Consider the following 14,681-nt stretch of genomic DNA (forward strand, 5'->3'; position numbering starts at 1 on the left):
GGAGTTCAGGTCGAGGCGGTGTCGGGTGCGTCGAGTTGCTCGACCGGGTCGGGCCGGCAGTCGAGAACGGCAACGTGGACGTCGAACCCTTGGGCGCGCAGAGCCAAGACCAGCTTCTGCTGCGCCTCCTCAATCTCCTTGATCGTGTGCGCGCGATGGGGCCGGTCGTCGACCGGCTTCCCGTCCGCTCCGGGCCGCTTGCCCTTCCGCCAGAACGTGGGACTGTCGAAGTACCCGACGAGGTAGATCCCAGCGGCGCCACGGTCGCGTTCGAGGTAGCGGCGGACCAGCTGCAGCTCGGCGGCGTTGGCGAGGTCCTTATTCCAACAGCCCTTGACCTCGATGATCACCGTGGCCGCCGGGGCGTGGGGGTCCTGCGGGAGCGCTTCGATCTTGAGGTCGAGCCGGCCGTCCCGGTCGATCTGGACTTCCCGGTTCACGACGACGCGGCGGCCTGCGAGATGGAGGGTCAGCAGATGACGCACCAGGTCGGTGAGGTCCTGCTCCCACATCGGCCATCCCACCCACGGGGGCTCGGCATTGTCCTTGGCCTTCTTGCCGGGGCGGTCCGCCGTACGGTTCCACAGGAGCGGTGCAAGACCGTTGGGACCGGTGAGATGCGTCTGGATATCGTCCAAGACGTCCAAGACCACCTGCGCGAGCTGAGCTGAGGAGTCGACGGTCCTGAGCCTGGGGTCGGTGGCGATCTCACGCAGAACGGGCCAGGAGGGACGACACCACTGCAGTTCGGCGAGCTGCTGTGCGCTATGCAGGGCCCAGTGGGACAGGTGGTGGTGCGCGGAGTGCCGGGCGGCCAGGCGGCGCAGCTCGGCAACGATCTCGGGGGTCGGCTGGCGTAGGGCCAGGCTGTCGATGAGGGCCTTTGAGAGGGCGAGCCGCCGTGCAGTGGTCATCGCGCCCGCCCCGCCGCTGTTGCCGCCGGAGTTGCCGCTCCTACCCGTGTGCGTCAGCCGGTTCACGTGGTCGTAGAGGAATCCGACCTGACGGGGGGTCATGCGCATCGTCGGGTCGAAGGTGTCGGTGCCCTCGATCCAGGCAGAGGTCCGGGCCGGATCCGTGAGGACCCCTTTCCAGTCCTGCTCGGGAGTGTCACCGAACTCGAGAGCCACGTTGACGGCGGCGGCCCAGGTCTGTTTCTCCTGCGAGGTCCCGACAGGGAGGGCGGCGGCGTCGTTGCGGGCGGTCTTCACGGCCTCGGCGGTACCCGCGGCCGCGAGGGCGCGCAGGACGGAGGTACGGCTGCTGTGATCCCTTGCTGTATCACGCGCCCATGCCGTGGCGGTGGCGAGGCGGTCGGGACTGGCCGTGGCGAGGCGGGTGACGGCTTCCGCGGCGGCCTGGGGCGGGAGCCGGTCGAGGAAGGTACGCAGGGTTGGGTCAAACCGTGATCCGGCATGCGCCAGCGCCTCGTGCAGGCAGCGGGTCCTGGCGGCTTCCTGGTCGGGGTGGAGCTGAATGAGCAGGAGGGCGACCGCGATGCCGGCCCACCGGTGGTCACCGAGCAGGGTGGCGGGTGGCGTGCCGAGGATGGGCAGGGCCCTCAGTTCGGGAACGTCGTCGAGCGCGAGTCCGGCCCGACTGCTGGCGGCGCCCGCGGTGATGGCGGGCGCGTGCTGCAGGGCCCATCGGGCGGCGTGCGCCAGATCCGTGTGCTGTGCGGCGGCTGCGGGCCAGGCGGGTGACGCGGTGATGTCGAGCAGGTGGGAGAACGTCCGCGGGTGCGGGAGCGTGCCGTCGAGGGTTCGGAATCCGATCAGCGTCGCCGTCTGCTCCCACCACTTGCGGACCTGGTTGGCGGCCGGGCGCCGGTGAAGTTCGGCGGCGAGAGCGCCGACGTCGAACCGCCAGAGGTCAGTTCGGGGCGCGCCGACGGGCACCGGGGCTGGCCCTGGTGCTGTCCAAGCCCGGACGATGCGGGCGACGCGCTGGTCGGCTGCGGCATGGCGGGCGATCTCGGATTGCTCGTCCGGGGTGAGCGGCCGGTCGGCACCACGGCGGAGGACCGGCTCGAGGGCGTCGCGTGCTTCCTCGTCGAGGCCGGTGAACCGGATCGCCCAGTACGGCCTGTCGGTGGGCGGAAAGAGGCGAAACGGGCCGTCGATCGCATGGGAGAGGTCGGTTTCGGCGACCCGGTCGAGGAGCAGCCCTGCCAGGCGGCGCCGCTGCTCCTCGTCGGGCAAGGGCTCGCGCAGGCGTTCGGGCAGCCGCGCCGCGTGGTCCGCCGCCGGCGCCTCCGCCGTTGCCCCGGGGAGGCCCCAGATGTCGTCGCGGGCGGCCAGCGCGGCCAGCAGGTCAGCGGCAGCTCCTTCGAGTACGACATCCGGCCCTGCGTCGGCTGCAGCAGCGGCGGCGTGGTCCAGGACCAGAGCCAGGACTTGGCCGGCGCGGCCGATACGGGCAGCCACATCAGGCTGCGGTGCGTCGGTGCTCGAAGTCGCTGCCGCCTCGGAGGCCGAGGGGCCGGTGAGCTGCTGCCGTGCCCAGGCGAGGAGGTCGAGGAGTTGGTGGCGGGTGAGGTCCACGGAGAGCAGGGACGGAATCCAGCGGTCGTGGACCGTAGCGAGCCGGTCGAGGAGTTCGCCCAGTGCCAGGTGCGCCGGCCACAGGACATCGAGCGCGGCAACAGCCACCTCCTCCAGCGCGCCATTCTCGATCTCGTCCGCCCCTTGCCCGACCACGGCGCTCAGCGCACGTACACGCTGGACCTGCTGGGCATCGAGGCTCTGGGGAAGAGCATGCAGGGCTGCCGCCCGCCAGGCGGTGCTGAGGCCCTGGTCCTCAGCGAGGGTGAGGAGTGCCCCGGCGGGCCGGTAGACGTCGTCGACGCTCTGGGCGACGGTCAGCGCGGCCTGCAAGCGGCTGTAGCCGGCCCGGTCGGGGCCAGGGGACTTGATCGGGTGCAGGTGGCGCGCCAGTTGGTCTCGCAGGGCGGGGTGTGCGATCCGGTGCAGCAGCGGCACGGTGTAGCCGCTGGACTGCACGCCGTTCGCAGTGGGGGCGTGTTCGAGCAGCGCGTCGACCAGGCGCTCGCGGTCCCGGTCGGAGGTGAGGTCGCTGCTGAGCAGCGCGGCCGGATCGCATGCAAGGAGCTCGTCGAAAGTCTCCGGGTTCCACGCGGCAATCCAGCTCGCGAGGTCGCGCAGCAGCGGATGGGGGTGGCGGGCCAGCCCCGTGCCGACGAGCAGCAGGTCGGTGAGGGTGCGGCCGGAGGTGCGGCGCTCCCGTAGGTACTCGGAGGCGAGGTACTCCTGCACGTCGCGGCGCGCGAACCGGTAGCGGTGCTCGTCAACGGGCTGGAACAGCCCCGTGCCCAGCAGGTGGCGCAGCAGCATCTCGGGTGTCGCCGTGCCCGCCAGGTCGCTGATGCGCAGGCCCTCGTGCGGTTGCGCATCGACGCGGCCCGTGAGGAACGGGTGCTCGGTGCACAGGTGGAGGGCTGCTGCGGCCGTCATCGCCGCCTGCAACAGCAGGTGAACGTCCGGGCCCGGCGGCCGGTCGGGGCCGGTCTCGTGGAGCAGCCGGTCACAGAAGCGGGCGTAGGCCTGGGCGAAGGTCGTCGGCAGGGCCCGGCCGGCCACCTGGTCGCGTAGGAGTTCGACGAGGGTGACGGGCGTCGACGCCAGCGCCTGCAGGCCCTGGACATGCAGGGTTCGGTGGAAGGCAGCAGGGTCGAGGCCGTACGCCCGGGCGCCTGCGGCGATCGCTTCGGCAGTCAGCCGCTCAAGCCGCCGGAACTGCACCTGCTCCGGTGCCCAGCCCTCGGCCAGGGCTTTGCGCAGCAGGTCCATCGCATCCATCGCATCGGTGTTTCCCGGCCGTGAGGCGATGCGCAGGCGCAGCGCGGTGTGCTGCGCCTGGTTCAGGTCCTGCTGCCACTGCTGTAGGGCTCGCAGCAGTGGCCGTACCTTGCCGGCTTGGTCGAATCCGTCGAGCAGGACGTGCCACGCGGTGCCGTTGCCTGGTGCGAACGTGGCGAGTTCCCTGCGGAGTTCGGCGGCGGAGTCGAAGTCGCCCAGGTGCGCCGCGTACGCGGGAGTGCCGCTGGAGGTCAGCGCCTTCAGCTCCTCGGCCAGCACGTCGCTCTTGCCGCTGCCGCGCTCTCCGAGGAGAACCACGACCGGTACGGCGCGCAGGTCTCCGAGCGGGCGGCGGTCCGGGCTGGGCACCGACCCCATGCCTTCGGGGGTGGTGGCTCGGATCCATGGGATGTGCGGGGCGGGTGAGGTGCTCATCGACTCGGACAGTACGGCAGGCCGCGGGCTGCTGCGGGCCTTTCTCAGCGCCCGGCGGCCGGCCGTGTCGCCTACCGGGCGCGGGCAGGACCGATGGTGTGCGCCCGGTAGGGGCGGCGGTTGGGTGTCACCTCTTGAGGGCCTGGCGTCCGTTGCGGTAGGCGGTGGCGGGATCGGGTGAGTGCCCGGTGACGGGCCGCCAGATGCCGTGCCATTCGACAAACGGGTACCACTGGGCGTCGACGAGCCGGATCTCGACGCGTGCGGCCGGGTCCTGGACGCGGTTGTCGCTGGTGGTGAGGGTTGCGAACGGCGAGGGCCGCCACGGCTGGATGGCGCTGTGGGCGGCATGCAGGACGGCAGGATCGGCGGGCTGGGGGCTGTGGGCGGCGGTGACGTTGCCGGGGCCTCCGCAGCGGTGCGCGTTGATCAGGTCCTGCAGGTGCCGGGCGGTGGTTCCGAGGCGCTCTGCTGCGCCTTCGGGTGCGGGGGGTGCCCCTGGCTCGGCCAGCAGAGCCACCGCTTGGTGCAGCAGCGGCAGGGCGGCTGGCGGTGCGCCGTCGAGGATCGCCGCCGCCCGGGCTGCGGCGTGGCGTGCGATGACGTCGAGTACGGCGGCGTCCGGCACACCCGGCGGCTGTCCGGCCAGGTGCCTGCGTGGCGGCATCGCCGTGGTGGTGGTTCGGGAGCGGCCGCGGGAGGATCGCTGCGGCGGCACGACGGAGACGGAGGAGCGCGGGCGGGTGGTCACGGGGCGGTTCCGGTGATCGGGGGACGGGGGTGCTGCGGCAGGGGTTCGCGCAGGGTCAGGAGTTCCTCCAACGCGGTGTCGGTGAGCCTTGCGAGCGCTGATTCGGCGGTGGGCAGGACAGCCGAGCTCAATGCCCGCTTGTGGTCGAGGACTTCTCTGATGCCCTCCTCCAGGGTGCCCACGGTCGGCAGGTGGTGGACCGTGACGGGGTGCAGTTGGCCGATGCGGTGGGCGCGGTCGCTGCCCTGGTCCTCGGCGGCCGGGTTCCACTGCCGGTCGTAGTGGACGACGTGACGGGCCGCCGTCAGGTTGAGGCCCTCCCCCGCTGCTTTCAGCGACAGGACCAGCACCTGGGTGTCGCCGCGCTGGAAGGCGTCGATCATGCGTTGGCGGGTGGCCGTGGAGCAGCCTCCGTGGAGCAGGGCGGCGGTGCGCCCGCCGTGGGTGAGGTGGGGGACGAGGAGCCGGCCCATGGCCACGTAGCTGGTGAACACCAGGACCTGCTGGTCGCCGGCCTCGTCGAGGATCCGGTCGAGGCCGACGAGTTTGCCCGAGCGGGCGGCGAAGCCGTCCGTGGCCGCGCCGGCGGCTGCTTCGCGCAGGTAGTGCGCGGGGTGGTTGCAGATCTGTCGCAGCGCTGTCAGGAGCCTGACCAGCGGTCCTCGGCGCTTGGCGCCCTTGCTGTCGCGGATGCAGGCGAGGGTGTCGGCGACCGCGGCCTCGTACAGGCCGATCTGTTCGCGGGTCAGGTGGACGGGGTGGGTGCGGGTCGTCTTGGTGGGGAGTTGCGCGGCGATCTCGGGGTCGGTCTTGAGCCTGCGCAGCAGGAAGGGCGCCGTGATGCGCGCCAGGTCCTTGGCTGCTGGGCCGTGCGGATCGGTCTCGGCGGGCCGTCCGAAGCGTGTGTGGAACTGGGCGGGGGAGCCGAGCAGGCCAGGGTTCGTCAGGTCGAGCAGCGCGTGGAAGTTGAGGAGGTTGTTCTCCACCGGGGTGCCCGTGACGGCCAGCAGGGTGGCGGCCGGGATGCCTCCGAGCGCCTGGGCCGTGGCGGTGGCCGCGTTGTTGACCATGTGCGCCTCGTCGGCCACGAGCAGGCCCCACCGGGTCGCGGCGAGGCGGTCGCGCTCGCGCAGCAGCACGCCGTAGGTGGTGACGACGACGGACCGGTCGGTCAGCTTGCCCAGGGAGCGGTTGGGGCCGTGGTAGGTGGTGACGGGCAGCGTGGGTGCGAAGCGCGCCAGCTCGCGGGTCCAGTTGGGGACCAGGGACGCCTTGACGACGATCAGCGTCGGCCCCGGGATGCCGTGCTCGTGGCGGTGCGCGATCAGGGCCGTGCTCAGCAGGGTCTTCCCGAGGCCCATGTCGTCGGCGAGGATCGCGCCGAATCCGAGCCCGGTGACGCGGGCGAGCCACGTCAGGCCGCGGTGCTGGTACGGGCGCAGCTGCGCGTGCAGGCTCGCGGGGACCGGGACGGGCTCGTCGTGCTCGGGCGCGGTGCGCAGGGCGCTCAGAAGGTCTTCCAGGGCGTGGCCCGGGTCGAAGCTGTAGGCCGTCCCGTCGACGGTGGCGCGGCCGGCGAGAGCCGCGGCCACGGCTTCGATGCGGCTCATGCTGCGGATGACGGGGGCTGCGGCAGTGTGCGCCGTGTTCGGGTCGACGATCAGCCACCGTCCCCGTATACGGATCAGCTTCCCTGCTGAGGAGGCGAGTTCGCGCAGTTCCCCCTCGTTGAGTTCCTGTCCGTCGAGGGTGTGGCGCCAGCGGAAGTCGGCAACGCGCTCCAGCCCCATCGCCGGCCTCGGGGAAGCGAGCCCGGCCGCAGGGGCGCCCGTCAGCGCGGTGCTGGTGGTGATGGCGCTGTGGAAGCCCTCCGGCCAGGTGATGGTGATGTTCTCGTCGGCGAGCTGCTGCTCCAGGGCCCGAAGTTCGACGGCCTGGTCGGCCGTGATGGTGAGAGCTGTCGGTGCGACCTGGTGGGTCAGCTCCCGGGCCGTCGGCCACAGGAGCGCCATGCGGCGTACGGCCCGGGCCACTGCACGGCGATGGCTCAGGGCGGTAGTTGCTGCGGGCGGGCGGTGGCCCGGTGCCGGGCATGGCCAGGCGGCTGCGATGTCGACGGGCAGGCAAGGCTCGTGGACGTCGGCGTGGAGGGGTTCGCGGACGGTGAGGGTGAGTGCGATGCCCGGACCGGGGGTCGGGTCGGTGCGGTCTGCCCACTGCTGCTGCAGCGGGTCGAGCCGCTCGGGGGACTGGCGGGCGTAGGGGACGGGGCCGTATGCGCTCTCCACGGCCTCGGACCTGGACAGGGCGTTGGCGAGCGCGCCGAGGAAGCTGTGCGCGGCCTGTTCGGCGGTGGCGAGGACCGGTGCACCCTGGTGGTGGTCCGTGACGTGGCAGTGCGCCTGGAAGGGCAGCTGCGCTTCGAGGTCTTGCCGATGGTGGTCCTGTTCGAGTGTCCAGGGGCCGATGTGCCAGCTGTCGCGGCCCTCGAGGTCGACCTGCGGCTGCAGAGCACCGGCGGCTGCCATTTCGAGCGCGAGGCGCGACCATGCGGCCCAGGCCTCTGCCGAAGGGTGCAGGGGGCTGCCTGCGACTTGCAGGAGTGCACGGGCGGCGGCCAGCGGGGCGATGCTCCACCCGGCGACGGCCCGAACCCGGGCGGGGGTCGGTGGGTGGGCGATGGCGAGGTCGACGTGGCGGCGGTCCGTACCCTCGGGTAGCGGCGTGGCCGGCATGTCGGTGCCGTCGCCCCGGTACAGGAGGAGGTCGTCGCTGCCGGTGAGGGTGGTGAGGGCGCATCCGGTAGCGAGCGCTTCAGCGATGGATCCGGGGGCAGTGGGCGTTCTGCGCGGGTCGCTCTGCGCAGCGGCAAGGACGGCCGCGGCCGCGGCGCTGCGGGCAGCGGTCTTCGACGGGCCGCTGCCCGTCGCACTGACCGGCACGCCCTTGACGGTGCAGCTCACGGTGGCGGTGAACTCGGGCTGGTGGGCCGGGCCGTGCTGGTTGAACCGCCAGACGGGCTCGGTTGCCTGACCGGTCTGCTTGAGGGTGTTGAGGACGGCCAGGGGCTGTGCAGCACCCGCCGTCCTCGCGTGGCCTCCGGATGGGTCGTCGACCCCGGCCAGGCGGGCGAGAAGGTCGGCGGCGGCCACCTGGCGGGCTCCCTTCGCCGTGGCGGCCGAGCAGGGCCTGCTGCGGACCAGCCCCTGGGGTGCGCGGAGGCCGACGGTGGCGGTGAACGTTCCCGCCGGGTCGGCGGCGCAGTCGCGCAGGAGACCCGTGCCCAGCTCGTGTGCGTGCATGTCCAGGACCCGCGCGGGCACCGGGCCGTGCGCCGCCGCGGCGTCCAGGACCGCGGCCCGCAGGCGCTTCCACGGCGTGCCGGCAGGCGTGAGAAGGAGCAGCTGGCGGATGTGCCGGGGGTGCAGGCGCAGGGGGGCGGTGCGGCTGATGATCTCGTCGGCGAGCTCAGGCGGAGGGGTGGCGGAGTTCAGGTGGCGCGCGAGCAGTTCCTCGAACGCGTCGGTTCCCATTGCGGCGAGCGTGCCCTGTGCCCGACGCGGCGCGGGGTCGGCACGGGGCGCGCAGACGTCGCTGAGGACGGCGAGCAGGCCGTGGGCGGCGCGCTCACGTGCTTGGCTTCGGGTGGAGCCCCCAACGGCGGGCCCAGTGACCGTGTGCGGCGGCAGGCCGATGCGGACTGTGCAGTGGATTCCGCCGGAGCGGGCGGGGAACGCCTGGAAGACGGGCGGAGGCCAGAACTCGATCTGGCTGTGCAGGTGCAAGAGCGCGACGGCGCCCCCGTGCTCGGCCAGATGTGCAAGCGCTGCCGACCGGACGGTGGCCCAGCTCGGGTCGGCCTGGCCGACGAGCAGGACCAGCCGCAGCTGGCGGGCAGTCAGGTGGCCTGCGGCGAGACGCCCGAGGACATGCGGAGCAATGGCGTCCCGGCCAGCGCCGGTGAGTGCTGCCCGACGCAGGGCCCCCTCCCATTCGGACGGCCCGTTGTCAGCTGGTTGGTCGGCACCGGAACCGTTCGATTCCGTGCCAGCCGGCGTGACCGCGGTGCTCGGCACGCTGATTTCCCCTCCCCGAAGTCGGATGTGACCCAAGGACCTTCACAGGGTTCGGCTGTGGACAGCCCCGCCCGACAACAAGTCCTGGCAACGCATCTACACAGGCCGGGCCCGGATCGCCGACCCGACACGCCATCGAGCGCGATGTTGACCTCCAGAGACATGCCCCGGTCTCCGCAACCGGGCGGTCGCCGGTGCGGGCTTGCCGGGCCGTCCCGTCGTGAGCGCTGTCCACAGGCCGTGCTGGCCAGTGTGGGCTGCGAGCGAGCGATCACCGCTGGAGGACTGGTCCTCGCCCTCGTGACCTGGGAGGACGAAGTGGCGAATATCGGAATTGCGGGGGTCGGTGCGTACGTGCCCGCTCTGGCGGTGTCCAACAGCGAACTCGAGGCGGTGACCGGCCTGCGGGACGCGTGGGTCCGGGACAGGATCGGCGTCGTCACCCGCCGTCGTCTGGCTCCCGACGAGAGCGTGACGAGCATGGCGGTCCTGGCGTTCCTCGACGCCTGCCGCCGGTCGGGTATCTCACCGTCCGAGGTCGACATGCTGGTCACCTCCACCAACTCGCCCGAGCGCATCATGCCCGGACTCGGCGTCGCGCTCATGGACGCCGCCGGCCTGGATCTCGGGGCGATCCCCGTGGATGTGGTCGGAGCGGGCTGCGCCGGCGCGGTCGGAATGCTCCACCTCGGAGCCAGGCTCGTCGGGCCCGGGGCCCGCACCGTGGCGGTGGTGGCCTCCGAGGCGTCAAGCCGCCTGATGGACACGGTCGATGTCAGGCCGGGCGAGCGGCTCACCACGACGATCTTCGGCGACGGGGCGACCTGCTGGCTGCTGCGCGAGTGCCGCGCGGACCGCGGGATCCTCTTCAGCACTTCCCACACGAACCCCGCCGACAACGGCAAGCTGGCCCTGTACGGCACCGACGTCCACGGGTTCACGATGGACGCCGCAGCGGTGAAGTCCTTCGCTCTTCGCGAAGTCCCCTCCCTGGTAAGCGCGCTGGAGACCGGAAGCGGCTTCAAGGCCGGCGACGCGGACCTGCTCCTGTTCCACCAGGCGAACCTGCGGCTCATCGAAGCGGTACTCGACGGCCTGGACATCCCGCGCGAGCGGACGGTCACAACCGTCCAGGACTACGGCAACACCGTCTCCGCGTCCGTCGGCATCACCGCGGTCCGGGCAGCGGACGCAGGTGCGCTGCGCCCCGGCGCCCTCGTCTTCCTCGCCGGATTCGGCGCCGGCTGGAGCACGGCCGGGTCGGTCGTGCGCTGGTGCTCTCCTGACGACTTCGCGTAGTCGGCAAGGGCGGCGCACCTGGGCGCTGCCCTTACCCTGAACCCGTCGGACGGGCAGGGGCTCCCAGCTCGGAGGACGTTGACAGAGCCACCGGGTACGGTCCCCCCATGTACTTCCCTGATTCCGCACATGCGCAGGCCGCGAGCGAGGAGACGTGCGCGAACGACGCCTCACCCGCAACTGATTTCCTGACTGTCCAGGTCATGCCGTTGTGGAAGGTGCCGACCGCCGCGTTGGGCAGCCCGCGCCCTGTGCGCTTTCCGTTCCCGCGCCGCACTGTGTGACCGGCCCCGGACCGTCGGGTTGCGCCGGCGCACCAAGTGGCCACCTGCTGCCGCGCGACCGATGATCAAACCATCTGGGCTGCCAGCACGGCTTCGGTGTCCTCTCCCAGGGATGGCCGTTAGAGCATCACCACGGTGAGCTCGCGGAACAGGCCGCTTCGCGACAGGACCGTCCTCACGGTCTCACCGGCGGCGAGCCTGGCCGTGTCCTCCTGCTCGAGCGTGACGACCCGGCCGAAGACGCCGAAGTTCCCGGCCCTCATGACCGGCCCGTAGACGAGGACCAGTTTCATCGGGATGGGTGCCAGTTCCGCCAGGTCGACGGCCACGGTCCCGCCCCGGGTGAGCTCAAGCGCTGTGGCGTCGCTGATGGCCAGGCCCAGGCTTATCCGCCCGCCGGGGCCGGCCCGCCGGATGCTCGCGCTCCGGTCCCGACGGCCAGAGGCCAGGACTTACGGCAACCGGATTCCCCTGCAAGTTCGTTGAGCGCACCGCAGTAGCGCCAGCGGCGGGCCGCAGCAGCCTCCGAGGCGCCCCACCCGGCCGGCTGCCGCGCGCGGCGACACCGCAACGGGACCAGGTGATGGTCAGCCCATGTTCGGGTCCGGGTCGCTTCAGTCGCTGTTCGACGGTGTGAAACCAACAGAGCCTTCGCATCCGACACCGGCCCGCTGCCGACCGGCGGATCATGAGCGCGACGACCCTTCCGGGATGGAGTGGCGGGCCGTCCTGCCCACAGCCAGCGCCCCTACCACGACCGCAGCGGCTACCGCCGTGAACGCCATCACCGCCACAGCGAATCCGTGATGAGCCGCGATGCGGTTGACCAGCGCGAGCGCGATGTCGTAAGCAGCGTGGGCGACCATGAACGGCAGCACGGTGCCGGAACGCAGGTACAGCAGCACGCAGACAGCAGCCCAGGGCACCAGCGAGACGACAGCCAGCCCGTACTCCAGGTGGTAAGACAGTCGCGCCACAACGAGGACCAGCACCAGGGCGACCGCCCCGGCACGACGCAGCCGCACGCCGACGACCGCTTGCGCAATCCGCCGGGCCGCCAGGACAGGCAGGACCAACACGACGATCTCCTCGCTGATGCCGGCCGCCACAGAGGCTGCAGCGTCACCCCACAAGGTGCTGCCCGTACCGGTACCGGAGTAGGAAGCCACGGTCTGGGAGTGCGAGCGAACGAGTTCGAAGGCCGCGCCGATGAAGAACATGGGCGCCTCCGCCAGGCAGAACACAGCGCAGGAGGCGGTAAGCAGGCGCCGGGGCGGCATGCGGATCAGTCCGACCGCCGGAGCCCGCTCCGCGAGCCACAACAGCACCCCTGCCGGGACCGCGAGCGCAAGCCAGAGCACGGACGCTCGCAGCATGGCGAGTTCGGAGGCAGTTCCGCCGGCGGGCGCGCCTCCGGAAGCGGCTTCCCGCGCGCCCGGCCAAGCGGAGGCGATGGTGAGTGCCAGGTAGGCGAAGGCGAAGGCACCGGCAGCGGCCCAGGCGAAGGTGCGACCCACCTGGCCGAAGCGGGGCCGAGGCAGCGGCATCCGGGCGGGCAAGGCGTTGAGCAGGTTCCGGACAGCCAGCATGCCACTCCTTCAGGGTCGGCGCGGGAACCTGGCGACCGGCCAGGTGAAGAACGGAACGGGCCGCTCGGCTCCCCCGCACCGCATTCTCCCCTGTCGGCTGTCCCGCCGGTGTGCGGGCTTCACGGCCTTCTTGTCGGGCCTCTGCGGGCGGTCCTCAAGAGGGGCTGGTGTCCACCGGCGGCAACCAGCGCGGCGGGAGCCAGCGTGCCGGAGCCGAAGAGCGCGTTGGCGCGGTCGATGACGGGCTCCAAGGCACGGGCGTTCTCGGTGGGCCGGTCGAGGGTCAGCTGCACCGCCGCGGGGGCGTCGCGCGGGACAGGGCCGATGCCGGGCAGCGGACGGACGTCCTGGCGGTGGAGGAAGGCGAGTTGGCGTTCCGGGTCGTCGGGCAGGACGCGGACGGTGCCGGGGCGGGCGGTGTCGGCGGCGAGGGTGGCGAACAGGCGGCTGCTTCCAAGCCCTCCTGTCACGAGCAGGCCGAAGCGGGCGGTGAGCCGGGTCTGCAGCAGGTCGGCCAGGGCGGCCGGGATCATCTTGAAGTAACGCACCGCGCCGGGGAGTTGGAGCAGTGCGCCGTCGGGCGGGAGGGCTTCGACGAGCGGGGTGGTGTCGATGAGGACGCCGAACAGCTGCCGCTAGACCTCGAAGCCGGGCCGGTGGCAGCGCAGGTGCAGGACGCTCGCGCCGGTCATCCGGCCGCTCCCGGGGAGCCGTGCCACATCCGCCCGACGCCGCCCGGGCCGCCGGGGCGCTCTTGGCTGCCGCGCTCTCGGCAGCCGCGATCGGGCAGTTCGGGGTCGTCCGGGAAGGCGTCGGCGAGCAGGGCGCGAACGGCTTCGGTGCCGCCTTCGGCGCGGGTGTGGACGAGGTGGGCGAGGTCCCAGGCGCGGTGTCCGACCACGGACAGGGAGCGGTCCCGGTCCCCCGGTCCTGGAGGTGGCCGCGCGAAAGAGGAAACGCGGGTGAGGTCGTGTCAGTGCTGACTGGCACCCTGCCCCGTGTGCTGATACCCCTTGCCGTCGCTCAGGCGACGGCCACGACCGTGCTCACCGCGCCCGTGCTGCGCTTCGCACCCGGCGGCCTCCACTCGAACTTCCTCCGAGACACCGGCAACATGTATCTGGGAGCGGCGGCGTTGCCGGGCGTGAAGCGCAGCGGGGTGTGGCACGTCGACAGCGTCCAGCTCGAGAGGGCCCTGGCGGAGTTCGCGGCGGTGGCGGCGGCACCGGGGCGACTCGTTTCGCTGGGGCTGCCGTGGACGGGACTGAGTCGTGGTTACAGCTCCGCCGACGGTTGGCGCCAGGCCGTCCAAGCCGAGCTGATCGACCGTGCCGCCCGATCCCGGCGCCGCCCGGCCGCGGCCGCGCTTCTCGATGCCGGGCTCGCTCCCGCTGTGCAGCGCCAGGCCGGGAAGGAACTCGACCGCCTCCTGTACGGGGGCGGGCGGGAGCCGGAGGAGCGCAAGCCACTGGTGGTGGCGGGCGTTGCCGTGATGGACGTGGTGCGCCGTCGAGCCGGAGCGTGGAGCATCCCTTCGGCGTGGGCGGACCTCCTGGACCGGTGGCACGCCGAGCACCTGGCGCTGCTCGCGCGGGCGCGGCGGTGCGCCGGGTGCGGAACGGCGGCGGACCGGTTCCAGGAGGTCAAATGGAGGTCGTCGGGGGCGGACGGATGGATCACTCAGTGTCCCGCCTGCGCAGGAGGTGAGTACCGCCTGTACGGAGGGGCGATGCAAGGCGTGCTGTACAACAGCGAGCGGCGGCGGGCGACGCGTGCCGACGACTATCTGTGCGCGGCGTGCGGTCAGCGGCGGGCCACCGTCTGGGACCACTGCCACACGCCATCGCACGGCCTGGTGCGGGGTCCGGCCTGCGCGAACTGCAATCAGGCCGAGCGCTCGCAGTACGGCATCTGGCGGGACTTCTGGAATCACGGGTCGGCGGTGCGGCACCTGCTGCGGTGCGACGGCTGCCGGGCCTCTGCCACTCTTCCGCCCTGGCACCTGTCCTCACTGGTCGCCGCCCGCCTCCGGGCCGCCGTGCGGCACGGGCGGTGCTCTGCCGAGCCCCAAGTCGCTCTGGAACCCCTTGCGGGAGGAGGGTTTCTGGCCCGGCTGGCGTGTACCGCCCATCCCGGCCGCGAAGTCGGCTGGGAGGAGGCCGTCACCGCCGAGTCGGTCGCGGGCTGGGTCGCCGGCCTGATGGCGGAGCACTCCTGACCCTGCCCGGCGCGACCGGCCCGCAGGAAGGGGGGCCAGCACCGGATCTCGGGGCGGCGGCTCCCGCAGCGGAGCGGCTGCCGGGCTCCCGAAGCGCGTTGCGGGCCCCCCGGCCGCGGGGCCCCCCCCCCCGGCCGGGGGGGGGGGGGGGGCCGGGGGCCGGGGGGGGGGGGCCCGGGGGTTTTGGGCCCCCCGGACGCGCACAACCACC

The 14,681-nt window shown here is 72.4% G+C and carries 10 protein-coding genes; 3 read left to right on the forward strand and 7 right to left on the reverse strand.

Features of this window, described 5'->3' with window-relative positions:
• Positions 1-5: 5 nt before the first annotated feature.
• The 3 genes from ACIP60_RS25060 to ACIP60_RS25070 all read right to left on the reverse strand — a co-directional run bounded on the left by ACIP60_RS25060 (position 6) and on the right by ACIP60_RS25070 (position 8,537).
• Complete coding sequence (locus ACIP60_RS25060; protein ID WP_400687961.1) at positions 6-4,253, reverse strand: hypothetical protein; 4,248 nt, start codon at positions 4,251-4,253, stop codon at positions 6-8.
• A gap of 127 nt (positions 4,254-4,380) precedes the next feature.
• Entirely contained in the window at positions 4,381-4,920 is a 540-nt protein-coding gene (locus ACIP60_RS25065; RefSeq protein WP_400687963.1) for a hypothetical protein, read from the reverse strand.
• Positions 4,921-5,000: 80 nt separating this feature from the next.
• Positions 5,001-8,537 (reverse strand): SNF2-related protein, encoded by a 3,537-nt coding sequence (locus ACIP60_RS25070; protein WP_400687965.1) that lies wholly within the window; start codon positions 8,535-8,537, stop codon positions 5,001-5,003.
• A gap of 783 nt (positions 8,538-9,320) precedes the next feature.
• On the opposite strand from ACIP60_RS25070, the gene ACIP60_RS25075 reads away from it, so the two are divergent.
• Positions 9,321-10,379, forward strand: a complete 1,059-nt coding sequence (locus tag ACIP60_RS25075; RefSeq protein ID WP_400687967.1) for a 3-oxoacyl-ACP synthase III family protein — start codon at positions 9,321-9,323, stop codon at positions 10,377-10,379.
• A 107-nt stretch (positions 10,380-10,486) separates the two neighbouring features.
• Positions 10,487-10,663 (forward strand): hypothetical protein, encoded by a 177-nt coding sequence (locus ACIP60_RS25080; RefSeq protein WP_400687969.1) that lies wholly within the window; start codon positions 10,487-10,489, stop codon positions 10,661-10,663.
• Between the two features lie 119 nt (positions 10,664-10,782).
• Here the strand turns inward: ACIP60_RS25080 and ACIP60_RS25085 are convergent, their stop codons facing one another.
• The 4 genes from ACIP60_RS25085 to ACIP60_RS25100 all read right to left on the reverse strand — a co-directional run bounded on the left by ACIP60_RS25085 (position 10,783) and on the right by ACIP60_RS25100 (position 13,153).
• Positions 10,783-10,992, reverse strand: coding sequence for a hypothetical protein (locus ACIP60_RS25085; RefSeq protein ID WP_400687971.1), 210 nt, complete (start codon positions 10,990-10,992; stop codon positions 10,783-10,785).
• 357 nt (positions 10,993-11,349) lie between these two features.
• The gene (locus ACIP60_RS25090; protein WP_400687973.1) at positions 11,350-12,252 is read right to left on the reverse strand and encodes a type II CAAX prenyl endopeptidase Rce1 family protein; all 903 of its coding nucleotides are present in this window, start codon (positions 12,250-12,252) and stop codon (positions 11,350-11,352) included.
• A gap of 119 nt (positions 12,253-12,371) precedes the next feature.
• The gene (locus ACIP60_RS25095) at positions 12,372-12,800 is read right to left on the reverse strand and encodes a hypothetical protein (protein WP_400687975.1); all 429 of its coding nucleotides are present in this window, start codon (positions 12,798-12,800) and stop codon (positions 12,372-12,374) included.
• Positions 12,801-12,940: 140 nt separating this feature from the next.
• On the reverse strand, positions 12,941-13,153 hold the full coding sequence (locus tag ACIP60_RS25100; protein ID WP_400687977.1) for a hypothetical protein: 213 nt from the start codon (positions 13,151-13,153) through the stop codon (positions 12,941-12,943).
• Positions 13,154-13,252: 99 nt separating this feature from the next.
• Between ACIP60_RS25100 and ACIP60_RS25105 the strand changes: the two genes are divergently transcribed.
• Positions 13,253-14,470 carry an endonuclease domain-containing protein gene (locus ACIP60_RS25105; protein WP_400687979.1) on the forward strand — a complete coding sequence of 406 codons (1,218 nt, stop codon included), beginning with the start codon at positions 13,253-13,255 and terminating at the stop codon, positions 14,468-14,470.
• Positions 14,471-14,681: the final 211 nt, after the last annotated feature.

Origin of the sequence: Kitasatospora sp. NPDC088783 (genome assembly GCF_044750705.1) — a bacterium.
Classification (GTDB): Bacteria; Actinomycetota; Actinomycetes; order Streptomycetales; family Streptomycetaceae; genus Kitasatospora; species Kitasatospora fiedleri.

Coding starts and splice junctions, on each gene's coding strand:
- ACIP60_RS25080 (WP_400687969.1), top strand. CDS start 10,487: ATGTACTTCCCTGATTCCGCACATGCGCAGGCCGCGAGCGAGGAGACG.
- ACIP60_RS25065 (WP_400687963.1), bottom strand. CDS start 4,920: ATGCCGCCACGCAGGCACCTGGCCGGACAGCCGCCGGGTGTGCCGGAC.
- ACIP60_RS25090 (WP_400687973.1), bottom strand. CDS start 12,252: ATGCTGGCTGTCCGGAACCTGCTCAACGCCTTGCCCGCCCGGATGCCG.
- ACIP60_RS25060 (WP_400687961.1), bottom strand. CDS start 4,253: ATGAGCACCTCACCCGCCCCGCACATCCCATGGATCCGAGCCACCACC.
- ACIP60_RS25070 (WP_400687965.1), bottom strand. CDS start 8,537: ATGGGAACCGACGCGTTCGAGGAACTGCTCGCGCGCCACCTGAACTCC.